This is a genomic window from Synechocystis sp. PCC 6803 substr. PCC-P (assembly GCF_000284455.1).
Taxonomy (GTDB): Bacteria; Cyanobacteriota; Cyanobacteriia; order Cyanobacteriales; family Microcystaceae; genus Synechocystis.
Window position 1 is genome coordinate 3301260 of sequence record NC_017039.1, and the last position, 26512, is coordinate 3327771.

Annotated in this window: 16 protein-coding genes, 1 tRNA gene, 2 rRNA genes and 1 other RNA gene; 12 read left to right on the forward strand and 8 right to left on the reverse strand. The window is 49.8% G+C overall.

Translation table 11 applies throughout. From position 1 onward, the window contains the following. Positions 1–48 precede the first annotated feature (48 nt). A complete protein-coding gene (locus SYNPCCP_RS15340) occupies positions 49–1248 on the forward strand; it encodes a chromate transporter (RefSeq protein WP_010874139.1) in 1200 nt (399 codons plus the stop codon). A gap of 191 nt (positions 1249–1439) precedes the next feature. Further along, positions 1440–1949 (forward strand): allophycocyanin subunit beta, encoded by a 510-nt coding sequence (gene apcB, locus SYNPCCP_RS15345; RefSeq protein WP_010874140.1) that lies wholly within the window; start codon positions 1440–1442, stop codon positions 1947–1949. A gap of 272 nt (positions 1950–2221) precedes the next feature. Here apcB and SYNPCCP_RS15350 read toward each other — a convergent pair whose 3' ends face one another. Beyond that, entirely contained in the window at positions 2222–5341 is a 3120-nt protein-coding gene (locus SYNPCCP_RS15350) for a DEAD/DEAH box helicase (RefSeq protein ID WP_010874141.1), read from the reverse strand. A 104-nt stretch (positions 5342–5445) separates the two neighbouring features. On the opposite strand from SYNPCCP_RS15350, the gene SYNPCCP_RS15355 reads away from it, so the two are divergent. Beyond that, a complete protein-coding gene (locus SYNPCCP_RS15355) occupies positions 5446–6042 on the forward strand; it encodes a rhomboid family intramembrane serine protease (RefSeq protein WP_010874142.1) in 597 nt (198 codons plus the stop codon). Positions 6043–6097: 55 nt separating this feature from the next. Here the strand turns inward: SYNPCCP_RS15355 and SYNPCCP_RS15360 are convergent, their stop codons facing one another. Further along, entirely contained in the window at positions 6098–7999 is a 1902-nt protein-coding gene (locus tag SYNPCCP_RS15360; protein WP_010874143.1) for a PP2C family protein-serine/threonine phosphatase, read from the reverse strand. A 228-nt stretch (positions 8000–8227) separates the two neighbouring features. On the opposite strand from SYNPCCP_RS15360, the gene SYNPCCP_RS15365 reads away from it, so the two are divergent. The 3 genes from SYNPCCP_RS15365 to SYNPCCP_RS15375 all read left to right on the forward strand — a co-directional run bounded on the left by SYNPCCP_RS15365 (position 8228) and on the right by SYNPCCP_RS15375 (position 13303). Then, the gene (locus SYNPCCP_RS15365) at positions 8228–9913 is read left to right on the forward strand and encodes a YcjF family protein (protein ID WP_010874144.1); all 1686 of its coding nucleotides are present in this window, start codon (positions 8228–8230) and stop codon (positions 9911–9913) included. Positions 9914–10234: 321 nt separating this feature from the next. Then, positions 10235–12322, forward strand: coding sequence for an elongation factor G variant FusB (gene fusB / locus SYNPCCP_RS15370; protein ID WP_010874145.1), 2088 nt, complete (start codon positions 10235–10237; stop codon positions 12320–12322). A gap of 183 nt (positions 12323–12505) precedes the next feature. Further along, complete coding sequence (locus tag SYNPCCP_RS15375; RefSeq protein WP_010874146.1) at positions 12506–13303, forward strand: radical SAM protein; 798 nt, start codon at positions 12506–12508, stop codon at positions 13301–13303. Positions 13304–13326: 23 nt separating this feature from the next. Here SYNPCCP_RS15375 and ssrA read toward each other — a convergent pair. The 3 genes from ssrA to ilvC form a co-directional block, all read right to left on the reverse strand. Continuing rightward, positions 13327–13725: a transfer-messenger RNA gene (ssrA, locus tag SYNPCCP_RS16610) on the reverse strand. A gap of 205 nt (positions 13726–13930) precedes the next feature. Further along, positions 13931–14161, reverse strand: a complete 231-nt coding sequence (locus tag SYNPCCP_RS15380; RefSeq protein WP_010874147.1) for a NifU family protein — start codon at positions 14159–14161, stop codon at positions 13931–13933. A gap of 107 nt (positions 14162–14268) precedes the next feature. Continuing rightward, positions 14269–15264: a ketol-acid reductoisomerase gene (gene ilvC, locus SYNPCCP_RS15385; protein ID WP_014407160.1), complete on the reverse strand. Its 996-nt coding sequence runs from the start codon at positions 15262–15264 to the stop codon at positions 14269–14271. Positions 15265–15396: 132 nt separating this feature from the next. On the opposite strand from ilvC, the gene SYNPCCP_RS15390 reads away from it, so the two are divergent. Together SYNPCCP_RS15390 and hisA are read left to right on the forward strand one after the other, a co-directional pair. Then, positions 15397–15780 carry a DUF4346 domain-containing protein gene (locus SYNPCCP_RS15390; RefSeq protein ID WP_010874149.1) on the forward strand — a complete coding sequence of 128 codons (384 nt, stop codon included), beginning with the start codon at positions 15397–15399 and terminating at the stop codon, positions 15778–15780. Positions 15781–15848: 68 nt separating this feature from the next. Beyond that, positions 15849–16619, forward strand: coding sequence for a 1-(5-phosphoribosyl)-5-[(5-phosphoribosylamino)methylideneamino]imidazole-4-carboxamide isomerase (gene hisA / locus SYNPCCP_RS15395; protein WP_010874150.1), 771 nt, complete (start codon positions 15849–15851; stop codon positions 16617–16619). A gap of 23 nt (positions 16620–16642) precedes the next feature. Here the strand turns inward: hisA and nadB are convergent, their stop codons facing one another. The 3 genes from nadB to psaK all read right to left on the reverse strand — a co-directional run bounded on the left by nadB (position 16643) and on the right by psaK (position 19217). Continuing rightward, on the reverse strand, positions 16643–18304 hold the full coding sequence (gene nadB, locus SYNPCCP_RS15400) for an L-aspartate oxidase (protein WP_010874151.1): 1662 nt from the start codon (positions 18302–18304) through the stop codon (positions 16643–16645). A 107-nt stretch (positions 18305–18411) separates the two neighbouring features. Then, positions 18412–18792 carry a hypothetical protein gene (locus SYNPCCP_RS15405; RefSeq protein WP_020861945.1) on the reverse strand — a complete coding sequence of 127 codons (381 nt, stop codon included), beginning with the start codon at positions 18790–18792 and terminating at the stop codon, positions 18412–18414. A 152-nt stretch (positions 18793–18944) separates the two neighbouring features. After that, positions 18945–19217: a photosystem I reaction center subunit PsaK gene (gene psaK, locus SYNPCCP_RS15410; RefSeq protein ID WP_014407161.1), complete on the reverse strand. Its 273-nt coding sequence runs from the start codon at positions 19215–19217 to the stop codon at positions 18945–18947. A 625-nt stretch (positions 19218–19842) separates the two neighbouring features. Between psaK and rpoD the strand changes: the two genes are divergently transcribed. The 4 genes from rpoD (at position 19843) to SYNPCCP_RS15430 (ending at position 26458) form a co-directional block, all read left to right on the forward strand. Beyond that, positions 19843–21120, forward strand: coding sequence for an RNA polymerase sigma factor RpoD (gene rpoD / locus SYNPCCP_RS15415; protein ID WP_010874154.1), 1278 nt, complete (start codon positions 19843–19845; stop codon positions 21118–21120). A 500-nt stretch (positions 21121–21620) separates the two neighbouring features. After that, positions 21621–23109, forward strand: a 16S ribosomal RNA gene (locus SYNPCCP_RS15420). Positions 23110–23251: 142 nt separating this feature from the next. After that, positions 23252–23325 (forward strand) — tRNA-Ile (locus tag SYNPCCP_RS15425). A gap of 249 nt (positions 23326–23574) precedes the next feature. Further along, positions 23575–26458: ribosomal RNA gene (locus SYNPCCP_RS15430) — 23S ribosomal RNA — on the forward strand. The 16S and 23S rRNA genes sit together here with 1 tRNA gene alongside, the layout of an rRNA operon. Positions 26459–26512 lie beyond the last annotated feature (54 nt).

The window sequence follows — 26512 nt, forward strand, 5'->3', positions numbered from 1 at the left end:
GATTACCTTAGGGTAAAACTTTGTTGTAGTTTCCGTTGGTTATTGATCGTGAGTAATGAAGCCCCGATGGAAACTATCCCGGTGGACTATGGCACTTTAACGCCTCCGCAAAAATGGCAACGATTGCAGGAGTTGGCCTATTTATTTTTGCGGTTAGGACTGTTTTCCTTTGGCGGCCCTGCGGCCCACACCGCCATGATGGAGGAAGAAGTGGTGCGGCGACAACAATGGCTCAGCCACGAAAAATTTTTAGATTTGATTGGGGTGACCAATTTAATCCCCGGGCCTAATTCTACTGAGTTAGCCATTCACCTGGGCTATGAGCGGGGCAAATGGGCAGGTTTGATCATTGGCGGAGTTGCCTTTATTTTGCCGGCCATGGTAGTGGTCTGGTTATTGGCGATCGCCTATGTTCATTACCAGTCAGTGCCAGCGGTGGGCCATATGCTCTATGGCATCCAACCAATGATCATTCCCCTGATTGGCCAAGCTTTATGGAAATTGGGTCGGAAAGCACTAAAAAATCCCCTCACCATTGGGGCGGCGGTGTTGGTCATGGTGGGGACGGCCTGGGGAAAGCCGGAAATTTTACTATTACTGCTGGCGGGCTTAGCCCTGGTGTTGATCCAAATTGGGCGGGGACGTTTTCAATCTTTACCGCTGATTTTTTTACCCCTAGGTCAAATCGCTCCAGCCCCGGCGTTACCAGTAACAATCATCAACCCTTGGTCCGTGTTTGGCATTTTTCTGAAAATTGGTTGCCTGCTCTATGGCGGTGGTTACGTACTGTTTGCTTTTTTGCAAGCTGACCTCGTGGAGCGTTTGGAATGGCTGACTTCCCAGCAATTATTGGATGCGATCGCCATTGGCCAAATCACCCCTGGGCCACTATTCACCACGGCAACTTTTATTGGTTATTTATTGGCCGGCAACCCTGGGGCAATCGCCGCTACGGTGGGCATCTTTCTACCATCTTTTTTACTGGTGGCCTTGGTCAATCCCTGGGTCAGTACCCTGCAAAAATCCTTAATTTTCCGAGCTTTCCTCGATGGTGTTAATGCCGGTGCGTGGGGTTTAATGGTGGTCACTACCATTGGTTTAGCCCGTTCCGCCCTCATTGATCCCTTGACCATCTGCTTAGCGGTGCTCGGGGCGATCGCCCTGGGACGATTTTCCATCAGTTCCCATTGGTTAGTGGTCTTTGGTGCCCTGGTGGGCCTAGTTGGCCAAAGCTGGTCAATGGGTTAATGGCCTAGCCATGAATTTAACCGAGAAAATAATGCAAAAACTTAAGCCCCTGACGGCCTAAATATGTAGTTTTATTGCAGGGGTAAGGGCTCCCTTGACTTGCGTTCACTCGGAAATAATGATAGGTAGGAGAACTAAAATGGCTTGCCCAAGCCCCTTAACTATAAACTGCCGTTGGGAGAACCTTTTAAATGCGAGACGCGGTTACCACTTTAATAAAAAACTATGATTTGACCGGTCGCTATCTAGACCGGAACGCCATGGACGAGCTCAAAGCTTATTTTGAGTCCGGTTCGGCTAGGATTGCCGCCGCCGCCATGATTAACGCCAATTCGGCCACCATCGTCAAACGGGCCGCTGCCCAACTGTTTGAAGAAATTCCTGAGCTAATCCGCCCCAGTGGTAATGCCTACACTACCCGTCGTTTTTCCGCTTGTTTGCGGGATATGGACTATTATCTGCGCTATGCCAGCTATGCCCTGATTGCCGCAGACAACAACGTGCTCGATGAGCGGGTTCTGCAGGGACTACGGGAAACCTACAATTCCCTGGGCGTACCCATTGGGCCCACGGTGCGGGGCATTCAGATCATGAAGGAAATGATTGAAGCCATGGCAGAGGATTCCAGCCTGAACAGCACAGATTTTATTGCTTCCCCCTTTGACCATATGACCAGGGAACTGAGCGAACTTTCTGTCTAGCAAATTTTCTAAGAAAGTGTTTGAAAAGTGCAAGGCTAGGTATTTATCCCCCTAAATCTCCTCACTAAAGCTCCGGCTTAAAAAAGGGGACTTTTGCGACAGTTCCCCTCTTCCCAAGGGGGGCTAGGGGCGATTAAACAGCCAAAACTCAACTTTCCAAACATGCTCTAAGCAGGGAAATTGCTTTAGCAAAATAAATAACTCGACCTCAAGTTAAATCGAGGCCCACAGTAGGAGATGAATTTTCCCTACTGTATTTTTTTGTGCTTTCATCAATCGGACGCTTCGGCTTGGTAATCCACCGGGGTGGCGGAGAGGGTAAGCAACTGACGGAGTTTATCGGTGTCTAGGCGGGTGAGCCAATTTTCCCCGGCATCCACGGTTTGTTCTGCCAATTGTTGTTTATCCGCCATCATGGCGTTAATTTTTTCTTCCAAGGTGCCTGTACAGACAAATTTGTGCACCTGGACGTTGCGAGTTTGGCCAATGCGAAAAGCACGATCGGTAGCCTGATTTTCCACCGCCGGATTCCACCACCGGTCCACATGGAACACATGGTTAGCCCTCGTGAGGTTCAACCCTGTGCCGCCAGCCTTGAGAGAAAGGATAAATAAATAGGGACTGTTGGGGTCCTGTTGGAATCGTTCCACCAGAGCTTGCCGTTGCTCTGCTGGAGTGCCCCCGTGGAGATAGAGCACCTCTTGGTTAAAGTATTTTTCCAGATAGGGTTTGAGTAAATGACCCCAACTGGCAAATTGGGTGAAAATTAACACCCGATCGCCTTCGCTGATGATTTCTTCCAGCATTTCCGCCAGACGAATTAGCTTGCCGGACTGGTGCCCGTGGGTGATGGCGGGCTTTTTCAGCAATAGATCGGGATGGTTACAAACCTGTTTGAGTTTGGTTAATAGGGTTAAAACTAAACCGTGCCTTTGAATGCCTTCGCTGTCGGCGATCGCCTGGAGGGATTCCTCCACCAATTGTTGATATAAACCAGCTTGCTCTTGGGAAAGGTCACAGAAGACGGTCATTTCTTGTTTTTCTGGTAAATCTTGAATAATGGTTTGGTCGGTTTTTAACCGCCGCAAAATAAACGGCCGCACTAAATTCCGCAAAATTAACAACGACTGGCGATCGCCAAATTTTTCGATGGGATTGGCAAAGCGCCGTTGGAAAAAGCTCTGATTACCCAGGAAACCGGGATTTAAAAATTCTAAAATTGACCACAATTCCGTCAGGCGATTTTCCACCGGAGTCCCCGTGAGGGCAATGCGAAAACCCGCTGGCAATTGCCGGGCCGCCTGGGACTGTTTAGCTTGGGGATTTTTGATATTTTGGGCTTCGTCCAGCACGATCCCCTGCCAGTCCACCAATTTCAAACTACTAAAATCCCGTTGCAGTAAAGCGTAACTGGTGAGGACAATTTGCTGGTCTTTGACCTGTTTAACCAACGGTTGCCCTTTTTTCCGGCGATCGCCATGGTGCAATAGGGTTTTAAGTTGGGGCGCAAACTTATTAATTTCATGACCCCAATTGCTCAGCACCGACGTAGGACAAACAATCAACACCGGCTTAACTAACATATCCTCCGCGGCTAAATGGAGCAGAAAAGCCAGCAACTGGGGTGTTTTTCCCAAACCCATATCGTCTGCCAAACAGGCCCCCAGCCCCCACCGTTCCAGAAAAGCTAACCAGCCCACTCCCCGAGCTTGGTAGGGCCGTAAAGTACCCTGAAAGCCCGGTGGGTCAGCAATGGCTTTCACTCCTTCCGGGTTACGGAGGGTGTCGATCAATTCCTGTAATATGCCCCGAGCAGCAAACTGGGTCACCGGCAGTTTAGAGACGGTTTGTAAATCACCAATGCTGAGGCGCAGAGCATCCTCCACTGTGAGGGGCGGGGCAGATTGTTGCTGCTGTAAAATGACCTTGGCCGCCCGCACGTCCGCCGGTTGCAGGGTAATCCATTCTCCGTCCAGCACCACCAGGGGAGATTTTTGGGCTAGTAACGCTTCAAAGTCCTTGGCCGTCAATAACCGGGCATTGTCCCCGCTCCCCATCATTAGTTGCAAGTCGTAATTAATTAAACTTTGCAGAGTTAGCCGCTGGCCCCTTTGCCGTTGCACTTCCCCCACCACTTTTACCCCTAACCGTTTGGCGGTGCCGCCCCGTTCTAACCCCGGCGGGAGGATTACCCCTAACCCCCGATCCCGCAATTGATGGGCGATTGCCAGGATAAATTCGTAGGCTTGGATGGCATCTAGCCCACAGCCCGTGGGACACCTTTCCGTCAAACTTGCAGCAATGGGTTCGTAAATTTGGGCAGCTACCCCTAAGCCCCGCAGTAAACTTTCCGCCCCCTGGTCAACCCTCCTTCCCTGCCACACCAGGCGATCGCCGGCCATGGCCCAGAGGGAAGCCGCCGGGAGCCAAAATTCCCCGTCATCCAGGGCTTGTAAACCATAATCCAGTTGCCAGGTTCCCCCCCCATCGTCCGCTGGAGGTTGTAACCGCAGAGCCCCCCGCCATTGCCGTTGGGCTAAAGCTTGGTTATTTTTTTGGCCCAAATAATTCTGGACTGGTAAATACCAATGGTCTAAGGATGTGGCTAATCGTTGTAGAGCTTTGCCTGTGCCGAGGGAGGTTTGCCCCCCATGGGTTAATCCCCGGAGCCAATCATTCAACCAGACTTCTTTAACGTTGGCTAGGCTGGGACTGACGGCACCAATTTGGGCTTGCAATAATTTTTGTAGTAAATCCACCACCAACATTTGGGGCTCCTGGGAGTCAGTCAGGTTGGCCAGGGCGCAGGCAGGTACTCTCTGGCTAAATTGGGCTAAATGGGTTTGGTCTTGGATGCTATCGAGGATAGGAATCCATTGGGCATAGTAATTACCGTCTTCCCCCCTTTGCTCCAGTCCCGGCACAAATTTACCCCGTAGCACCAAATCTAAACACCAGCGGTGCAGTTGACCGTAAAAGTAAAACTCTGATCCTAAGTTAGCTAAGGCTTGGCCCCCCAGGGGAATAGATTGGAGCAACGTTAACGTTTGGCTTGGGGTCAGATTTACCCCGGTTACCTGCCACGATCGCCAGTGGAGATATTTCGCATCCATGGCCACCGGATCTTGCCCTGTGACAAAGGGTAGGGGAATTTTTTGCTGGCGATGGCTGGGTAAATGCAGAGTAAGGGCTGCCTCTGTCACCCCATCCGCCTTGGGGAAGGCCAGGGGCAAATTCGACCAGGCCTGTAGCAAATCCGGCAGATCCAACGCAAAGGGATGGCGATCGCCAATGGTTTCTGGCAAAGGATGACCCCAGGTATCCGCCCAAAGAAACAGTTTGCCGCCGTTTTCCCCGTGGGAGGGTTGCCAATTACCGTGGATAGTCGCCATAGGATCTAGTTTCTGGTCTGTCCCATTCTAGGGCGATTGGTTATCCTTGATTATGGATGGGTCCCTGGCCCTCCTAACCTCAGCCGTCGCTCTTTGTCACCACCATGAGCCAAAATTCCAAAACTGCCCTGCGGGCCACCCTGCAAAGTCAGTTCTCGATTATTGTCAGTTTTTTAGCCATTTTTTGGCTTCTGGAAATCTTAGATGCGTTTGTTTTTCGGGGTAGTTTGGATCAATTTGGCATTTACCCCCGCTCCTTGGAAGGTCTGAGGGGAATTGTCTTTGCACCCTTTCTCCATGCCGATTTTGGTCATTTAATTGCCAACAGCGTCCCGTTCGTTGTTCTTGCCTGGTTGGTGATGCTCCAGGAAGTGAGTGATTTTTGGATTGTGACCATTATCACCATGGTGGTGGGCGGCCTGGGAGTCTGGTTGATCGCTCCCCCTAACACCGTCACCGTTGGGGCTAGCATTCTGATTTTTGGTTACTTAGGATTTTTACTCTTTCGAGGTTGGTTCCAAAAAAACCTGGCTTCCATTGTCCTTTCTATCGTTGTCCTAGTTCTCTACGGCAGTGCCCTTTGGGGACTATTGCCTGGTCGGGCGGGGGTTTCTTGGCAGGGTCATTTATTTGGCTTCATCGGTGGAGCGATCGCCGCTTGGTTAATTGCTAGGGAAAAGCATTACTACAGCAAAAATTAGCAAGATTTTTTAAGACAAAAACATTAACCAACAATAACCTTGAGCTTTCCCAGCACTACTTTTGTTTGAGAATCAATAGGGTGACATCATCCTCCGCCGGTTGGTCGCCCAAAAAATTGCGTAGATCGGCGATCGCCTGGTGACGAATTTCCGCCGGGGCCTGGTGCCGATGTTGGCAAAGCACTGTTTGTAATCTTTCTATGCCGTAAAACTGCCTCTGGCTATTCATTGCTTCCGTAATGCCATCGGTATAGAGCACCGCTAAATCACCGCTGTTTAAAGTAATTTCCCGCTCCGTCACAAAGGCACTAATATCTTGTTCCAAACCTAGGGGAAAGCCCAACTCAAAGGTATCAATCTGTTCCGTTGCTCCGTTGCTGCGAATAATCAATACTTCCTCATGTTGGCCGCTGAGGCGAATCAGCCCCGCTTCATATTGCAACACGCTTAAAGTCATATTCTTGGAAGAACCCATGCGCCTAGTATTTTCGTAGATGGTACGGTTCATGGCGCTCAACAGTTTGACCGGATCCGTTACCCCGTGTTCTAACAAAGTCCGCAATGCCGTTTGGGCCATGATCATCACCAAACTGCTTTCTAGGTCGTGGCCAGTAACGTCGCCAATGCTAATTCTGACTTGACCATTGGTTTGCAGAACGTCGTAATAATCTCCCCCCACCTCCGTGGCCGATTCCATAAAACCAGCAATTTCTAGCCCCGCCACCGCCGCCAATTCCTGTTCCGAAGGCATTAACATCTGTTGCAATTGTCGGGTAATGTCAATTTCCGCTTCCAACCGCAGATTTTCGTCCTGCAATTTTTCCGTCAAGCGACAGAGGGCATCGGCCACCGTATTAAAGGCGTGGACCACCTCTGCCATTTCGTCCTGGGTTTGTAATTCCACCGCTTTGGTTTCACTGCCCGCCACCATTTTTTCCGCCGCACTGCTCAAACTAGCAATGGTGGCCATGACGCTGGCATAAAAGCCCCAAAAAAGATAAACGGCGATCGCCAGGGTGGCCAAAACGAAGGTGCTGAGGAGCCATTGCCGTTGCTGGAATCGTTGAATACGTTCGGATAATAGTTGATCCAATTCGGGGCTGAGCACCCGCCAAAAGTGCAAACTATTCAGTAAACCCCATTGGCTCTGCTGGTTTAGTTGGGCATCATTGAGTTTTATTTGCCCGGTGATTACTTTGGTTAGGCTCTGCTCCAACTCTTCCAGGACTGTGGTCAAACCATTCAGGCTATTAATTACCCTTGGTTGTAGTTGTTGGCGAGCATTGTGGGTAAAGGCAACCCCCAGGTTTTTGACCAAACTTGTCTTTAACTGGGCTAATTGGGCTTTAATCACCAGCACTTGGGATTCCTCTGCTGGAGAGAGCCCCGGGCCGGAGTGGGCAGTAATAATTGTCCCTAGTTGAGCTAAATCCGTTTGCAGTTGGGGCAGTTTCAGCAACAGCGCTTCCATCAAGTAATAACTATCCAAATCCGGATCCAGGATTAAATTGGACTGATTACCCACCTGGGTCCGCAGAACGGCGATCGCCTGGAGAATTTGCTCTGAAGTGTCCTGTGATCTATCTGTAACCTGGGATAAAACTTGCTCTAAATCCCCATAATTCGTTTCCGTAGCTAACTTTTTTCCCCATCGCTCCTGGACTTGGGCCAACTGATCAACCGGAGATCGCCAATGGTTAGGCCCCAGGGAAATTAGGGGTTGCACCAATACTGTTTGTTGCAATTGTTGCAGAGGCCCTAGGTAAGCCAAACCCTGTTGCTCCAGTTGGGCAAACTGAATTTGACCCTGAATTTCCGACAGCAGCAAGAAAATGGCTAAACCCAGGGGCAACAAAAAACAGACACTAATCAGAGCAAACTTTTGGGGATAGTGCAATTGATTAATCAAGCCCACCGCTGGTTTGAGCACTTTTTGCCCCACAGTTACCGGCTCCATAACTTTTTCCTAATCACTGCAACAAAACTATTTTTAAGAGTACCCAAGGCTGACTCTGATCACAGCGGGGTCTTTTCGCTCCCAACGCTAACACAATCCTGGGGTCATCATTATTGGGCAAAATCAATGGTCAGAGCTATGTTTGATCAATTCTTTGTCACTACTTTGCCACTGTTATGATCAAAGCTCAAAGTCAAGCATCGTCTTGGCATTATTCCCTGTTTGTCCATGCCCCTGCCCCGTTTACTAACCATTGTCCTCGCTGTCAGTTTCATTTTGGGGATGGTGATTTGGCTCATTGATGCCATTCTGCGGCTTTATTCCCAGGTGGCTTGGACTTCCCCTTTTTTGGCCAATATTGTCATTTTGCTAGTTATTGCGGTACTAGCTCTGTTGATTGCCACTTTTTTTTACTATTTCAACCTGGCTAATCAGCCCAAGGATAGTTCTGGTAAAAAACGGCGACGCATAAAATTACCTGAGCAAAAAAACGAAACGGCGGCGGCTAATTTACAAGCAGTGCGGCGGCAGATGCAACAAATCCAAGACCAGGTGGCCCAAAAAGCGCTATTGGAAAAAACCCGTTTAATTGAGGCGCAGTTAAAACGAGGCAATTTAAATTTAGTGGTGTTTGGCACAGGATCGGCGGGTAAAACCTCTTTGGTGAATGCTTTATTGGGCCAAATTCAGGGAGAAGTAGCCCCCACCATGGGCACCACGATCGCCGGGGAAAAATATTATCTTTACTTGGATGGGGTAAGCCGGGATTTGGAAATTACGGACACACCGGGCATTTTAGAGGCGGGGGTGCGGGGTACGGAACGGGAAACAGCGGCTCGGCAATTGGCCACGGAGGCGGATTTGCTACTGTTTGTGGTGGATAATGACCTACGTCAGTCGGAATACGAACCCCTGCAAGCATTGGCCAAAATTGGTAAACGGTCTTTACTCATTCTCAATAAGACTGATCTGTATCCCCCGGATGAGGTGGAAGTATTATTGCAAACCCTCCGGCAACGGGTTAAAGCCTTTATTCCCCCGGAAGATGTGTTGGCGATCGCCGCTCGGCCCCAGGATGTGGCCATTCAACCGGGATTACTGATGAGACCAGAGCCGGAAATTGAGCCTTTGGTGAAACGTTTAGTGTCCGTGCTCCGCAGTGATGGGGACGATTTGATGGCGGATAACATTCTGTTGCAGTCCCAACGGCTGGGGGATGAGGCTCGGCAAATTATTGAACAGCAACGGCAACGGGAAGCCATGAAAATTATTGACCGTTACCAATGGATTGGGGCGGGAGCCATTGCCGTGACCCCCTTGCCAGTGATTGATCTGTTGGCCACTACGGCCATTAATGCCCAAATGGTGGTGGAGATCGGTCGGGTCTATGGCTGTGAAATTGACGGCGATCGGGGCAAGGAGTTGGCCATTTCCCTGGGTAAAACCTTTGTGGGACTAGGCATTGTCAAAGGGGCGGTGGAGTTGATGGCCCAAGCCATGCAGTTGCAACTCACTACCTATATCATTGGTAAAGCAATTCAGGGCATCACTGCGGCCTACCTCACCCGCATTGCTGGTAAAAGTTTTATTCAATATTTCCGTCAGGATCAGGATTGGGGCGATGGCGGCGTGGCCCAAGTGGTGGAACAACAATTCCAACTCAGTCGCAAAGATGAATTTATCCAAGCCTTTGTTAAACAGGCGATCGCCAAAGTGGTGGAACCCCTGGAAGATTTTTGGGGCAAGGAAAGCCCAGATACTACCCCAGAACAGCTAGAACCCTTGCCAGAACTGAGAGATTTAACGCCCCTAGAGGAAGAATTCATCGAAGCCATCCTACCTGAACCGGAAGTTTACCATACCCGTTATGCCGATTGGGATAGTCCCCGACCCCAGCGCCAGGATGATTGGTAATTAGCCATGACGTGAGTCCGACAGCTAAAAAGTAGTTAGTGGGAGGGCTTTTGATGGCGGAAAACAAAACTCTCTTTCAGTTCATCATTTTCGTTCACCCTCGGCGATCGCCTCCTCTGCCTGGGGACTCTGTTGGGGCACATATAATTTACAATTGTTACAATTGTGGCTGTTTTAAATAGGCCTCCCCTTTGGCCTGTCGTTGTGGCATAAAGTCTAGCTAAGGCCCAGAACCCCGACCGGCAAACAACACGACCCCATAACCTATACATCCAACCGCCCCTCTGTTTGCTGTTGGCTAAAATTTACACGTAAATTCCTATGGAAAAAGATCTCACTCGTTACCGCAATATTGGTATTTTCGCCCACGTAGATGCGGGTAAAACCACCACCACCGAACGGATTTTGAAGTTAACCGGGAGAATCCATAAACTCGGCGAGGTACACGAAGGCGAATCCACCATGGACTTCATGGAGCAGGAAGCGGAGCGGGGTATCACCATCCAATCGGCGGCCACCAGTTGTTTTTGGAAAGATCATCAACTCAATGTTATCGACACCCCTGGCCACGTGGACTTCACTATTGAAGTTTACCGCTCCCTGAAAGTGTTGGATGGCGGCATTGGGGTATTTTGTGGCTCCGGCGGTGTGGAACCTCAGTCGGAAACCAACTGGCGCTATGCGAACGATTCTAAAGTCGCCCGTTTGATTTACATTAATAAACTTGACCGTACCGGGGCAGATTTTTACCGGGTAGTTAAGCAGGTGGAAACGGTGCTCGGGGCTAAACCCTTGGTGATGACTCTGCCCATTGGGACAGAAAATGATTTCGTTGGTGTGGTGGATATTCTCACGGAAAAAGCCTATATCTGGGATGACTCCGGCGACCCGGAAAAATATGAAATCACCGACATTCCTGCTGACATGGTGGACGATGTGGCCACCTACCGGGAAATGCTGATCGAAACAGCGGTGGAACAGGACGATGATTTGATGGAAAAATACCTGGAAGGGGAAGAAATCAGCATCGATGACATCAAGCGTTGTATCCGTACCGGCACCCGTAAGTTGGACTTTTTCCCCACCTATGGCGGTTCCTCCTTTAAAAACAAAGGGGTACAACTGGTGCTGGATGCGGTGGTGGACTACTTGCCCAACCCCAAAGAAGTACCTCCTCAACCGGAAGTGGATTTAGAAGGGGAAGAAACCGGCAACTACGCCATTGTTGATCCAGAAGCCCCCCTGCGGGCCCTGGCGTTCAAAATTATGGACGACCGCTTTGGTGCTTTGACCTTCACCCGGATTTACTCCGGTACCCTCAGTAAAGGGGACACCATTCTCAATACTGCCACCGGTAAAACAGAACGCATTGGTCGTTTGGTGGAAATGCACGCCGATTCCCGGGAAGAAATTGAGTCCGCTCAAGCCGGGGACATTGTGGCGATCGTGGGCATGAAAAATGTGCAAACGGGCCACACTCTCTGTGACCCCAAAAATCCGGCCACTTTGGAACCCATGGTCTTCCCCGACCCGGTGATCTCCATTGCCATTAAGCCCAAGAAAAAAGGCATGGACGAAAAATTGGGTATGGCTCTGAGCAAAATGGTGCAGGAAGATCCTTCCTTCCAAGTGGAAACCGACGAAGAAAGCGGTGAAACCATCATTAAGGGGATGGGGGAATTGCACTTGGATATCAAAATGGATATTCTCAAGCGTACCCATGGTGTAGAAGTGGAAATGGGTAAACCCCAGGTGGCCTACCGGGAATCCATTACCCAGCAGGTATCGGATACCTATGTACACAAGAAGCAGTCCGGTGGTTCTGGTCAGTATGCCAAAATTGACTACATCGTGGAGCCTGGGGAACCCGGTTCTGGCTTCCAGTTCGAGTCCAAAGTAACCGGTGGTAACGTGCCCCGGGAATATTGGCCCGCAGTACAAAAAGGTTTTGACCAGAGTGTGGTTAAAGGCGTTTTGGCTGGCTATCCTGTGGTGGACTTGAAAGTTACCCTCACCGACGGTGGCTTCCACCCTGTAGACTCTTCGGCGATCGCCTTTGAAATTGCGGCCAAAGCTGGTTACCGTCAAAGCTTACCCAAAGCCAAACCCCAAATTTTGGAACCGATTATGGCGGTGGATGTGTTCACCCCGGAAGACCATATGGGGGATGTAATCGGCGATTTGAACCGTCGTCGGGGCATGATCAAATCCCAGGAAACTGGCCCCATGGGAGTGCGGGTAAAAGCGGATGTGCCTTTGAGCGAAATGTTCGGCTACATTGGTGATTTGCGGACCATGACTTCCGGTCGGGGTCAATTCTCCATGGTGTTTGACCACTACGCTCCCTGCCCCACCAACGTTGCGGAGGAAGTAATCAAAGAAGCCAAAGAACGGCAAGCCGCTGCTTAATTCCAAATTTGACTGTCTCAAATGTTTTCTGCCCCCATTTTCGGGGGCTTTTTTGTGCAATTTTTGCTTCTACTGCCATCGTGTACCATGGCTAGAAAGCTATGGGTATTTTCCAAGTAAGTCGACGACTTAATCCCATTGAGTAAAGTACTGTTACTGGTTGCCTAATTTTGACTTTTTTCAATGAACACAACTTTTCCGGCGGTGTACGGCCCCGTTAATTCCTGGCGCTATGGCCGTTCCCTGGGTATTGATCCCATCGGGGCTATTTCCACCTGTTCTTTTAACTGCGTTTATTGTCAACTGGGGGAAATTGAGCACCTCAGCGGCGATCGCCAAATTTTCATTCCCACCGCTGACATTTTGCGAGAATTGGCCCAGTTTGCCCCCTGGGAGGTGGATGTAATTACCCTAAGCGGCAGCGGAGAGCCGACGTTAGCCAAAAATTTAGGGGAAATTCTCGAAGGCATTAAAAAGTTGACTGGGAAATTAACCCTGGTACTCACCAATGCGACTTTGTTAAATGATGCTCAGGTAAGAGAAGAGCTCTCCTTAGCAGACAAGATTTCTGTCAAATTAGACGGATTGTGGCCAGACCAGTTACAAAGAATTAACCGACCGATCGCCGGCATTGAGTTGGAGCAAATTTTGACTGGTATTCAAACCTTTCAGCAGGAGTTTACAGGGGAATTATCAGTGCAAACCATGGTGCTGCAGCCCTGGGACCAGACAACTGAGAACCGTTATTTGGAGCTTTTATCCCTAATTAAGCCCACCGAAGTGCAACTCAACAGGCCCACCAGGCCCAAACCCCTCCAGCGGGAATTGGAAGGCCGGGGTAACCATACCGGCACCCCCTACGGCGATCGCCCTGTGACTCAAATCAAATGCGTCGATGGTCAGACCCTACAAAATTTGGCCAAAAAAATAAGTGGGGCGATCGGCATTCCTGTCCGCTGCGCCCCCGTAAAGGTCTTGTAAGTATGGTCGAATAATCTTTAAATAAATGGAGCCGAGCAGAATTGAACTGCTGTCCAAACTGGGTATTAACTTTCCGCTCATTCACAGGTTTAGTCCTTCTAGCCCTAGGACGGGGACCATCGATTATCCCTGATGGTGGGATGCTCTAGTCTGAGTCTTGATTGTTTAGCTAACTAGAGAAGAGCCAAACAAAGCATCCGTTGGGGTTAACCTCTAATCCTTAACGGAGTCAGAAAAGAAGTAAACGGTCTTTGACAAGAAAATGTAGCTTTTACAGACTAGGCTGCTATGGCTACCCGTTTGAAGCTGACGATGTTATTCGCAGTTACTTTTTTTTGAGCCTTTGATTTGCGAGAGGAGACTCACTCTCGACCTGTATCACGGGCAAGCTTTCGCCAACCTGTCGAAACCATTGCGGCCCCTTGATATACACCCCGATTATAAACCATTTTTTGGGGGGATGGCAAAAAGGAGCAGTGCCACCTCCAGCCTCTGCTCCAATATGGCTAACAAAAGTGCTCCCTCTCCAAACTAGTTAACTTAAATCATTGGTTGGTTCAGGAAAACGGAGCTTAGTCATCAAAAGTTGGGAAGGGATAAACTCCGGCAATGACTGTCCAACCTTTGTCAGAGGACTTGCTCAACTTCAGCAATTTCTGGGATCATTTCCCTTAATTTGCGCTCAATACCCATTTTTAGGGTCATGGTGGAACTGGGACAGGATCCACAAGCGCCCTGCAAACGTACTTTGACAATGGGACCGTCTAATTCTACTACTTCCACATTGCCGCCGTCAGCCATCAGGTAGGGACGGAGTTCATCCAATACCGTTTCCACATTATTTAGGGTGAGTTCCATCGCTCGCTAACCTCAGCTAAAAATTTTTGACTATCACTGATATCCTAACGTCAAACCCCGAGGCCAAGGTTGGCAAAAATCCCGGGGCTGAGGATAGAGAAAAGTAATTAGCGGTCTTTCAACCAACTGAACATCGCCCGCAGGTCTTTGCCCACTTCTTCGATCAATTCTTCTGATTCCCGACGACGCATGGCGGTGAAACCAGGTTTACCAGCTTGATTTTCCAACACGAATTCCCGGGCAAACTGACCAGATTGGATTTCATCGAGAATTTGACGCATTTCTGCCTTGGTTTCTTCGGTGACAATGCGGGGTCCCCGGGTTAAATCGCCATATTCAGCGGTATTGGAAATGCTGTCTCGCATTTTCGCCAAGCCACCTTCCACAATCAAATCGACAATTAACTTAACTTCGTGGAGACATTCAAAATAGGCCAATTCCGGCTGATAGCCAGCTTCCACCAGGGTATCGAATCCTGCTTTGATCAAAGCAGTCAGACCACCACAGAGCACCACCTGTTCGCCAAAAAGATCGGTTTCGGTTTCTTCCCGGAAAGTGGTTTCTAAAATACCGGCCCTGGTCCCCCCAATGCCCTTAGCGTAGGCCATAGCATAGTCCCGAGCTTGGCCACTAGCATCTTGGTACACAGCAAATAAGGCCGGTACTCCCTGGCCTTGTTCATAGGTGCGACGCACCAGATGGCCAGGCCCCTTAGGAGCGGCCATAACTACGTCCACATCGGCGGGGGGAACAATCTGGGCAAAGTTAATGTTGAAGCCGTGGGCAAATAACAGCACGTTTCCGGCCACGAGGTTAGGGGCGATTTCTGCTTCGTAAACGGTTTTTTGCACTTCATCGGGCAGGAGAATCATAATCAAATCCGCCGCTTTGGCTGCTTCAGCCACAGATAAAACTTTTAGCCCAGCTCCTTCTGCTTTGGCAACGGATTTACTGCCACTGTATAGCCCGACGACCACGTTAACGCCACTATCCTTGAGGTTGAGCGCATGGGCGTGACCTTGGGAGCCATAGCCGATAATAGCCACGGTTTTTCCGGCTAAGAGGTCAAGATTGGCATCCTGATCGTAATACATACGAGCCATGTAACTATCTCCTTGCTGCGATTGAATGGTGCTCTGCAAACTTTTAATCATAGCAAAGGCCGGTCTGCTTATTCTGTCCTGTAAGTGTTGTAGGATCAAATTCTGCATCTGTTAAATTCTAGCTTTTGGTCTATGCTTGCCCTAATTGACACTGTTAAATCCATTGATAATCAGCTTTCCCGTCGTCATATTGACCTAGACCCCGCAGGTTATTGGTTGGTCATGGTGGAGCGGGAAGCTGGAGTGTTGAAGGTGGAGCACTACAGTAACGATATTAATGACCAGGGTTTGGCGGTGGATCCGGAAACGGGGGAAGTGATTGCCTGTCAAGGGGGGAGAAAAAGACTACCCAGTTTGACTTTAACTGGTCGCACTGCCAAGGAGTTGTGCGTGAAGATTTTTGAGGAGTTGGAATCCTGTCCAGTGACTATGCTCAACCATGCTGCTTACTTGGGTCGGGAATTGATGCGGGCGGAATTAGCTCTAACTGGGGGCGGAGAATATATTCAGGATTAGTTAAACCGTCCTAAATAAGCAAATTTTGTCAGCGGCAATCAATAGCAACAAATCTGGAGACTGAAACCATGAAAATTTTACCGGCGATCGATCTGCTAGGTGGCAAGTGTGTGCGCCTCTATCAAGGGGATTATGACCAGTCCCAGGTGTACCACGAAGATCCGGTGGAAGTAGCCCGCCAGTGGCAAGCCCAGGGAGCTAGTCGTTTGCATTTAGTCGATCTTGATGGAGCTAAGGAAGGACAACCAGTTAACCTAACGGCGATCGCCAATATTGTTGAAGCCCTAACCATTCCTGTACAGGTAGGCGGAGGCTTAAGGGATAGAAACCGGGTCAAACAATTGCTGGATTTGGGGGTGGGCCGAGTTATTCTAGGTACGATCGCCGTGGAAAATCCTGACTTAGTGGGGGAATTATGTGCCGAATTTCCTGGGCAAATTGTGGTGGGTATTGATGCCCGCAATGGCAAAGTGGCCACTAGGGGGTGGTTAGAAACTTCTACGGTGGAAGCGGGGGAATTGGCCCAACGCATGGAAAAGCTAGGAGCGGCGGCCATTATCTACACTGATATTCACCGGGATGGCACAATGCAGGGGCCCAACTTAGATGCTCTGCGACAATTAGCTAGTCAGTTAACCATTCCAGTGATTGCATCGGGGGGAGTCAGCCAAGTAGAAGACCTGTTGAATCTGCTTAGCTTGGAAAGTCTGGGGGTCAATGGAGTCATCATCGGCAAAGCCCTTTACACCGGGGACATTCAGTTGGCAGAAGCAATCCGGGCAGTGGGCAATGGTCGCTGGCAAGATGTGCCGCCGTTGGACTTTCCCCGTTTGGGCTAGTTTTTTCGTTTTTTGAAGTCAAATTAGTCTTGACTCTGGCTGGGTTGGAGAAAAACCCTCGTTCCTTCAATGACAGTGTGGCTTTGCCATTCTCTTTTGGTATCAGGACAATCTAACCGATAATGTCCCCCCCGGCTTTCCTCCCGAAAGAGGGCACTAGTCAAAATTAATTGTGCTATATCCAGCAGATTATGGGTTTCGGCCCACAACTGCATAAATTCATTCAGCCCTGGGCCACTTAGGCTAATTTTTTGATCCTCTGGTAGGTGAGCTAAAAGCTTACTGCTGCTGAGCTGCTGCCATTGTTCTTGCCATTGTTCCAATTTGGCGATCGCCATTTGGAGAGTTTCAGCTTGGCGACAAATGCCGGCGGTTTGCCACATCAAGCGAGGTAATTCACTGCGCCAATGGTTTAGGAGGGCTAGGTCATTGGTGGTGTCTAGTCGAATTTCCTTTATCGATTGATTAACGTTGGAGTCACTGGAGGCAAGGGGCGGTAAGCTCAAATTTCTTAATTGACTAGCAAAAACAATGCATTCCAGCAGAGAATTACTGGCCAGGCGATTGGCTCCATGGACCCCAGTGCTGGCGGTTTCCCCCAACGCATACAAGCCTGGAATAGTGGTTTGACAATTAATATCTGTGGTAATGCCCCCCATCCAATAATGGGCCGCTGGGGCAACGGGAATTGGTTCACGAAAAATGTCCACCCCCCAGTGCAAACAACGGCGAATAATATTGGGAAAACGCCTTTGGATGCGCTCCGGCTCAATGGGACTCAGATCCAAAAAAACAGTGGCTTGGGTGGGATCTTTTTCTGTATTGGCTAAATGTTGGAAAATTGCCCGACTAACCACGTCCCTGGGAGCTAGTTCTCCCCTGGGATGGTAATCAAAAGCAAATCTTTTCCCCTGGCGATCGAGCAGATGGGCCCCTTCCCCCCGCACTGCTTCACTGATCAAAAAATGGGGCACACCCGGTTTAGTTAAAGCGGTGGGATGAAATTGAAAGAATTCTAAATCCCGCACCTGGGCCCCCGATCGCCAAGCGAGGGCAATGCCGTCACCAGTACTAACTTTGGGATTGGTAGTTTGGGCAAACACTTGACCGCCGCCCCCGGTGGCCAATAACACCGCTCGGGAGTGGAAAGTTTCAATGGTTTGATTGACAAAAACCTGAATGCCCCGACAATGGCCCGTTGTTGGCTCAATATTTAAAGACAGGGCGATCGCCTGGGAAAAAATTTCCACATTGGGCCGAGCTTGCACCTGTCCCATCAACGTCGAAACAATGGCCCGCCCCGTAGTGTCCGCCGCATGGAGTACCCTCGGTTGGGAATGGGCCGCCTCCAACGTTAAAGCCAGATGCTGCCCATGGCGATCAAAACTAACACCGAACTGCACCAACTCGGCGATCGCCTGGGGGGCATGATTCACTAGGAAATCCACCGCTTCCCCATCACATAAACCCGCTCCAGCAGCTAAGGTATCTTCGTAGTGAGATTGGGGAGAATCCGTCGGGGCAATAGCGGCCGCAATCCCTCCCTGGGCCCAATCACTGGCCCCCGTTTTCAGTTCCGCCTTGGTAACCAGAGCCACACGGTAATGACCAGGCAAACAAAGACAGGCATAAAGGCCTGCCGCTCCGGAGCCCACCACCACCACATCGAACTGATTTGCCCCCATATCCCCAAATTCCCAAAAGATTGTCTTCCCAGATTAGCGGTTTCAGTCCAGCTTGGGGACATTTACCCAGACAGAGTTAGGGGTTAAAAATTGCAAATTGCCAATGCTTATCTAACATTAATATTCCAATCTCGTCGCAAATCTCGTTGGAAGTCATCCAAAACCCGTTTTAAAGTCTGCTCTACTGAATCACCATCGTTGTACTCATAGGTACGACATTGATTGGTGGTATAGGTATCGGTGCGATCGGGCACTACATTTTCTTGGCCACCATAGGTTCTGCCGTAATAACCATCCTCAAATCCCCTAGCAAATTCGCCCCCAGCGGAACGGGGTTCAAAGGGTTTCTTGTCCCTGGCCGCCGCTGCTCCTTCCCGATAGCCATCGTCATAGGCTTGGGGATGACTGCCGGGATCCCGTAAAGTCCGGCTTTTTTCCACCGGATAACAATACTGGATCTTGCCAGCGTTAGCAGGGGCAATCGCCATTAGGGAAGAAAGCAAAACCCCGATAAGGCAAGTTGGTAAAAAACGGCAGTAACCCATGGCAAGTGATCACACTCTAGAAACAACTCTGGCAAAGCCCTGGTAAGCCACCATGGTCAATACCCCCATCCAAAATATTGATGCTTGGTCGGTTCCTAGAGAATGCCACTACTAGCTAGACCCAACACCATGCCTGCTCCTAAAATGTGGCCGAAACTCATGGTAGCCAGCAATTCCGGCAAGCCAAAGGTTTTCTTCGACGCCAACTGGGGCAGAGCCAAGTCCTTACCCTTACCGGTTTTTTGGATGGCAAAGTAGCCAATCACAAAAGCAAACACATTACAAAGGCACATGATAATGCCCACCGAAAGGCTCCAACCAGCGGTGGTGGGACTAGCCTGGGCTAAAAGCAGAGCAGTATTAAACATTGATAAAGGTTCTCCAAAGATAATTTCAAAGACTTGATTTTCTTTGAGGTATTCTAGCCGATGAAGAGCAATCCCCCTCTTTGAGCGCCCCCGTTCCCTGGCGATCGCCGTCATCGATTCCGTTAACTTTTTGGCGATCGATGTCCCCTTAGTCCACTAATTAGTAATGATTAGTAATGAAAGCTTGACTAGGCAAAATTCCCCACACCAGTTGCAAAAAAAGATTGAAAAAGCCACTATCACGCAGAAAATTCCGTTGAGTCAAAAGCTCCAACCCCAGTTAGGTCAATCATCGGCAATAATTTTAAGTCTTTCTGTCCCCGCTCACCAGCAATGTGAAAAAAAGTCGTGGTCAGACCACAATTAAGCCCCATTTTTTTGTTATCGAGGCTACAATCAATGAAGTCTTTTTTCACTGATTCATCAAGCTCTACCGCTGACTAGCCTTCTCTAACACTTTTACGCCTGAATCCTTGCATTCTGTTTTTCCCCAACGAAGAAGTTAGAGAACCCCGAATCAATAGACTGACCGAGCGCACATCATCTAGCAACGCCTAGGGGTGGCCTCAACTTTGACTGACCAGCTAATTTTGTACACGACTTAGGAGTTAACGAGGAAAACGGCATGACCCAGACGAAAGAGCCACTCACCAAAGCTGAATCCGCCGAACTGGAGCAAGAAATAGAGCTAAGTCAATACATTAACACTGATGATATTGACGACGATGATATTGACGTAGAGGATTTAGAACAGGAAGTCGCCGCTACAGAAGGGAAGGAAAAAAAAGTCCGGAAAATTCGTAAGGACGCGGTTAAAAAGAAACCCTACACCGAAGACTCAATCCGTATCTATCTCCAGGAAATTGGCCGGATTCGTCTGCTCAGGGCCGAAGAAGAAATTGAACTAGCCCGTCAAATTGCCGACCTCCTCGAACTCGAGCTAATTCGGGACAACCTCACCCTTCAACTAGAACGCCAGCCCTCGGAACTGGAATGGGGTAAACAGGTCTGGAAGTTGGAAACCGCCAAACAACGGTTAGTAGGCGACAAGAAAAAAGAGCCGAAAAAGAAAGATATAGATAGTTACCTCGCCAATCCAGACAACGAATTAAGTCTGGAAAATGAATGGAGCCAACAGCCCAACAAAAATTTTGCCGCCTTCCGTCGTCGTCTTTTTCTGGATCGCCGAGCCAAAGACAAAATGGTGCAGTCTAACCTGCGGCTAGTAGTGTCCATTGCCAAAAAATATATGAATCGGGGTCTATCATTCCAAGATCTAATTCAGGAAGGTTCTCTAGGTTTAATCCGAGCTGCCGAAAAATTTGACCACGAAAAAGGTTACAAATTCTCCACCTATGCCACCTGGTGGATTCGCCAAGCCATCACCCGGGCGATCGCCGACCAATCTCGCACCATCCGCCTCCCCGTCCACCTCTACGAAACCATCTCCCGCATCAAAAAAACCACCAAACTCCTCTCCCAGGAAATGCGACGTAAACCCACCGAGGAAGAAATCGCCGAAAAAATGGAGATGACCATCGAAAAATTACGCTTCATCGCCAAATCCGCCCAACTTCCCATCTCCCTCGAAACCCCCATTGGGAAAGAAGAGGACTCCCGCCTAGGGGACTTCATCGAAGCCGACGGCGAAACCCCTGAGGATGAAGTATCCAAAAATCTGCTCCGGGAAGACCTGGAAAATGTCCTTGACACCCTCAGCCCCCGGGAACGAGACGTATTGCGTCTACGCTATGGCCTCGACGACGGCCGCATGAAGACCCTAGAAGAGATTGGGCAAATCTTTAACGTCACCCGGGAACGCATCCGTCAGATCGAAGCTAAAGCCCTGCGGAAACTGCGTCACCCTAACCGCAACAGCATCCTCAAGGAATATATCCGCTAATCCCCTTTATCCAGTGATATAACCCTCAGCGTTGTCTTGACCCCATCAGGACAGCGCTTTTTGTCTTTCTAGGGAGAATTCCAATTTCTATTGGACACACTGCACTGAATTCGTAATTCACGCACCCGGCCTAACCCATCAGGAAGCCCAAAAGAAGCCCCTGAAGCTCAGAATTTGTAGTTACCGGTGTCGAGCGAAGTTTTTTTCTATGGTTGAAGCCGTTACTATGACTGTGATTCAGGGATTTTGAAAAATATTTTGTGAAAAGGTGTTGACTTTTCTTGCGGTATTCCGTATATTGATAAATGCGCGGTTGAGAGCGAAAGCGACTCGAAAGCGCCCCGAACCTAGACAAAGAAATAGTTTGAGAGACAGAAACCAGACCCTTGTTAATTCAATTAACAAACCAAAGTCTGTTTCTACTTGACAAAGAGTGTAACTCAAGTCGGAAGAAATAGCAATAGAAAAGAGCCGAAACTTATAAATTGGTTATTTTTAACACAATGGAGAGTTTGATCCTGGCTCAGGATGAACGCTGGCGGTATGCCTAACACATGCAAGTCGAACGGAGTTCTTCGGAACTTAGTGGCGGACGGGTGAGTAACACGTGAGAACCTACCTTCAGAATGGGGACAACAGTTGGAAACGACTGCTAATACCCAATGTGCCGAAAGGTGAAAGATTTATCGTCTGAAGATGGGCTCGCGTCTGATTAGCTAGATGGTGGGGTAAGAGCCTACCATGGCAACGATCAGTAGCTGGTCTGAGAGGATGAGCAGCCACACTGGGACTGAGACACGGCCCAGACTCCTACGGGAGGCAGCAGTGGGGAATTTTCCGCAATGGGCGAAAGCCTGACGGAGCAATACCGCGTGAGGGAGGAAGGTCCTTGGATTGTAAACCTCTTTTATCAGGGAAGAAGTTCTGACGGTACCTGATGAATAAGCATCGGCTAACTCCGTGCCAGCAGCCGCGGTAATACGGAGGATGCAAGCGTTATCCGGAATTATTGGGCGTAAAGCGTCCGTAGGTGGTTATGCAAGTCTGCCGTTAAAGAATGGAGCTTAACTCCATAGGAGCGGTGGAAACTGCAAGACTAGAGTACAGTAGGGGTAGCAGGAATTCCCAGTGTAGCGGTGAAATGCGTAGATATTGGGAAGAACATCGGTGGCGAAAGCGTGCTACTGGGCTGAAACTGACACTGAGGGACGAAAGCTAGGGTAGCGAAAGGGATTAGATACCCCTGTAGTCCTAGCCGTAAACGATGGATACTAGGCGTGGCTTGTATCGACCCGAGCCGTGCCGAAGCTAACGCGTTAAGTATCCCGCCTGGGGAGTACGCACGCAAGTGTGAAACTCAAAGGAATTGACGGGGGCCCGCACAAGCGGTGGAGTATGTGGTTTAATTCGATGCAACGCGAAGAACCTTACCAAGGCTTGACATCCCTGGAATCCTGCGGAAACGTGGGAGTGCCTTAGGGAGCCAGGAGACAGGTGGTGCATGGCTGTCGTCAGCTCGTGTCGTGAGATGTTGGGTTAAGTCCCGCAACGAGCGCAACCCTCGTTTTTAGTTGCCATCATTAAGTTGGGCACTCTAGAGAGACTGCCGGTGACAAACCGGAGGAAGGTGGGGATGACGTCAAGTCATCATGCCCCTTACGCCTTGGGCTACACACGTACTACAATGGTCGGGACAACGGGCAGCGAGCTCGCGAGAGTAAGCGAATCCCATCAAACCCGGCCTCAGTTCAGATTGCAGGCTGCAACTCGCCTGCATGAAGGAGGAATCGCTAGTAATCGCAGGTCAGAATACTGCGGTGAATTCGTTCCCGGGCCTTGTACACACCGCCCGTCACACCATGGGAGCTGGTCACGCCCGAAGTCGTTACTCTAACCTTAGGGAGGAGGGCGCCGAAGGCAGGGCTAGTGACTGGGGTGAAGTCGTAACAAGGTAGCCGTACCGGAAGGTGTGGCTGGATCACCTCCTTTAAGGGAGACCTTTACCCCTTCATCTTGAAAGCAAAGTGCAAATAGAGAGAAGTTGGTCAACCAAAAGGTCGAGCAAGGGATTAACCGAGAGGTTAAAGAGTAGAAGTCTTTCAAACTATTGCCTAGGCGAGGTAAAAGGCAAGGGCTATTAGCTCAGCTGGTTAGAGCGCACCCCTGATAAGGGTGAGGTCTCTGGTTCAAGTCCAGAATGGCCCACCTAACCAAAAAAGCCAAAGAGAAGGATAAACCCTTCAGCATCCTGTCTGATGAGAGTCAGAGGGAATGCTGGATGTAAGTCCAGTAAGGACCTTGAAAACTGCATAAAGAAAAGAGAAAGCAGGGAAAATCTTGCTCTTCCTAACCGTTTTGATGTTAACCACAAGGCTTTTGGCTGAGTGTGAGACTGAAGGGCGGTGAAGGTAGGGGGAAAGATGATCCTAGTTAGCAAAAAGAAGATCTTAAAAAGGTCAAGCTACAAAGGGCTAACGGTGGATACCTTGGCACACAGAGGCGAAGAAGGACGTGGTTACCGACGAAACGCTTCGGGGAGCTGGAAACAAGCATTGATCCGGAGGTGTCCGAATGGGGCAACCCAAGTGAACTACCCGCTGAATAAAATAGGCGGGAGAGAGCAAACCTAGTGAACTGAAACATCTTAGTAGCTAGAGGAAAAGAAAACAAAAGTGATTCTCCAAGTAGCGGCGAGCGAACGGGGAACAGCCTAAACCAATCTTTTCGAAGATTGGGGTCGTGGGACAGCAACGTGGACTGAGTAGATTAGACGAAGCAGCTGAAAACTGCACCAGAGGAGGTGAAAGTCCTGTAGTCGAAAATTGAATCAGCCTAGCTGTATCCCGAGTAGGTCGGAGCTCGTGGAATTCCGATTGAATCAGCCGGGACCACCCGGTAAGGCTAAATACTACTGTGTGACCGATAGCGTAAAGTACCGCGAGGGAAAGGTGAAAAGAACCCCGTTGAGGGGAGTGAAATAGAACATGAAACCGTTAGCCTACAAGCAATGGGAGCTCGATTAAACGAGTGACCGTGTGCCTGTTGAAGAATGAGCCGGCGACTTACAGGTTGTGGCAGGTTAAGGTGTGTTGCACCGAAGCCAAAGTGAAAGCGAGCCTGAATAGGGCGTTAGTCACAATTTGTAGACCCGAACCCGGGTGATCTAACCATGGCCAGGATGAAGCTTAGGTAACACTAAGTGGAGGTCCGAACCGACTAATGTTGAAAAATTAGCGGATGAGCTGTGGTTAGGGGTGAAATGCCAATCGAACCCGGAGCTAGCTGGTTCTCCCCGAAATGTGTTTAGGCGCAGCGGTTGTAAAGTCAACTTGGGGGGTAAAGCACTGTTTCGCTGCGGGCGGCGAGAGCTGTACCAAAGTGAGGCAAACTCAGAATACCCAAGAAGAAACGACCAGTAAGACGGTGGGGGATAAGCTTCATCGTCGAAAGGGAAACAGCCCAGACCACCAGCTAAGGTCCCCAAATCATCACTAAGTGAGAAAGGAGGTGGGAGTGCATTGACAACCAGGAGGTTTGCCTAGAAGCAGCAATCCTTAAAAGAGTGCGTAATAGCTCACTGGTCAAGCGCTCCTGCGCCGAAAATGAACGGGGCTAAGTGATGTACCGAAGCTGTGGACTCAGATATGAGTGGTAGGGGAGCGTTCTGTATAGGGTGAAGCACTAGCGGCAAGCAGGTGTGGACAGTACAGAAGTGAGAATGTCGGCTTGAGTAGCGAAAATATGGGTGAGAATCCCATACCCCGAAATCCTAAGGGTTCCTCCGGAAGGCTCGTCCGCGGAGGGTTAGTCAGGACCTAAGGCGAGGCCGAGAGGCGTAGTCGATGGACAACCGGTCAATATTCCGGTACTGATTATAGATTGTGGCGGGGGACGGAGAAGGCTAGTGCAACTGGAAGTTGGTTACCAGTCCAAGCATTCGAGGCGATGAGAGACGGCGAAAACGTCTTGAGCAGAGGTGTGATGGGGAGTCTCTACGGAGACGAAGTGCATGATGTCAAGCTTCCAAGAAAAGCCCGAACCACGTTAATTTATAGTCACCTGTACCCGAAACCGACACAGGTAGGAAGGTAGAGAATACTAAGGGGCGCGAGGTAACTCTCTCTAAGGAACTCGGCAAAATTACCCCGTAACTTCGGGAGAAGGGGTGCCTCCAGCAATGGAGGTCGCAGTGAATAGGCCCAGGCGACTGTTTACCAAAAACACAGGTCTCCGCAAAGTCGTAAGACGCAGTATGGGGGCTGACGCCTGCCCAGTGCCGGAAGGTTAAGGAAGTTGGTCAGGGAGTAATCCTGAAGCTAGCGACTGAAGCCCCGGTGAACGGCGGCCGTAACTATAACGGTCCTAAGGTAGCGAAATTCCTTGTCGGGTAAGTTCCGACCCGCACGAAAGGCGTAACGATCTGGGCACTGTCTCGGAGAGAGGCTCGGCGAAATAGGATTGTCTGTGAAGATACGGACTCCCTGCACCTGGACAGAAAGACCCTATGAAGCTTTACTGTAGCTTGGAATTGGGTTCGGGCTTTGCTTGCGCAGGATAGGTGGGAGACTATGAAGTTGCTCTTGTGGGAGTAATGGAGTCAACGGTGAGATACCACTCTGGTGAGGCTAGAATTCTAACTTGTTCCCGTTATCCGGGAGAAGGACAATTTCAGGTGGGCAGTTTGACTGGGGCGGTCGCCTCCTAAAAGGTAACGGAGGCGCGCAAAGGTTTCCTCAGGCTGGTTGGAAATCAGCCGAAGAGTGTAAAAGCAGAAGGAAGCTTGACTGTGAGACTGACAAGTCAAACAGGGACGAAAGTCGGCTTTAGTGATCCGACGGCACTGAGTGGAAGGGCCGTCGCTCAACGGATAAAAGTTACTCTAGGGATAACAGGCTGATCTCCGCCAAGAGTTCACATCGACGCGGAGGTTTGGCACCTCGATGTCGGCTCATCGCAACCTGGGGCGGTAGTACGTCCCAAGGGTTGGGCTGTTCGCCCATTAAAGCGGTACGTGAGCTGGGTTCAGAACGTCGTGAGACAGTTCGGTCCATATCCGGTGTAGGCGTAAGAGTATTGAGAGGAGACTTCCTTAGTACGAGAGGACCGGGAAGTACGCACCTCTGGTGTACCTGTTATCGTGCCAACGGTAAACGCAGGGTAGCCAAGTGCGGAGTGGATAACCGCTGAAAGCATCTAAGTGGGAAGCCCACCTCAAGATGAGTACTCTCATGGTGTTAAGCCAGTAAGGTCACGGGAAGACTACCCGTTGATAGGCTCTAGATGGAAGTCCAGTAATGGATGAAGTCGAGGAGTACTAATAGACCGAGGGCTTGACCTTTATTCTTCATTTTTCTTTCTCTTTTCTTGTGCAGTCTTCTGGGTTTCTTCTCAG

Coding starts and splice junctions, on each gene's coding strand:
- apcB (WP_010874140.1), top strand. CDS start 1,440: ATGCGAGACGCGGTTACCACTTTAATAAAAAACTATGATTTGACCGGT.
- SYNPCCP_RS15350 (WP_010874141.1), bottom strand. CDS start 5,341: ATGGCGACTATCCACGGTAATTGGCAACCCTCCCACGGGGAAAACGGC.
- SYNPCCP_RS15355 (WP_010874142.1), top strand. CDS start 5,446: ATGAGCCAAAATTCCAAAACTGCCCTGCGGGCCACCCTGCAAAGTCAG.
- SYNPCCP_RS15360 (WP_010874143.1), bottom strand. CDS start 7,999: ATGGAGCCGGTAACTGTGGGGCAAAAAGTGCTCAAACCAGCGGTGGGC.
- SYNPCCP_RS15365 (WP_010874144.1), top strand. CDS start 8,228: ATGCCCCTGCCCCGTTTACTAACCATTGTCCTCGCTGTCAGTTTCATT.
- fusB (WP_010874145.1), top strand. CDS start 10,235: ATGGAAAAAGATCTCACTCGTTACCGCAATATTGGTATTTTCGCCCAC.
- SYNPCCP_RS15375 (WP_010874146.1), top strand. CDS start 12,506: ATGAACACAACTTTTCCGGCGGTGTACGGCCCCGTTAATTCCTGGCGC.
- SYNPCCP_RS15380 (WP_010874147.1), bottom strand. CDS start 14,161: ATGGAACTCACCCTAAATAATGTGGAAACGGTATTGGATGAACTCCGT.
- ilvC (WP_014407160.1), bottom strand. CDS start 15,264: ATGGCTCGTATGTATTACGATCAGGATGCCAATCTTGACCTCTTAGCC.
- SYNPCCP_RS15390 (WP_010874149.1), top strand. CDS start 15,397: ATGCTTGCCCTAATTGACACTGTTAAATCCATTGATAATCAGCTTTCC.
- hisA (WP_010874150.1), top strand. CDS start 15,849: ATGAAAATTTTACCGGCGATCGATCTGCTAGGTGGCAAGTGTGTGCGC.
- nadB (WP_010874151.1), bottom strand. CDS start 18,304: ATGGGGGCAAATCAGTTCGATGTGGTGGTGGTGGGCTCCGGAGCGGCA.
- SYNPCCP_RS15405 (WP_020861945.1), bottom strand. CDS start 18,792: ATGGCGATTGCCCCTGCTAACGCTGGCAAGATCCAGTATTGTTATCCG.
- psaK (WP_014407161.1), bottom strand. CDS start 19,217: ATGTTTAATACTGCTCTGCTTTTAGCCCAGGCTAGTCCCACCACCGCT.
- rpoD (WP_010874154.1), top strand. CDS start 19,843: ATGACCCAGACGAAAGAGCCACTCACCAAAGCTGAATCCGCCGAACTG.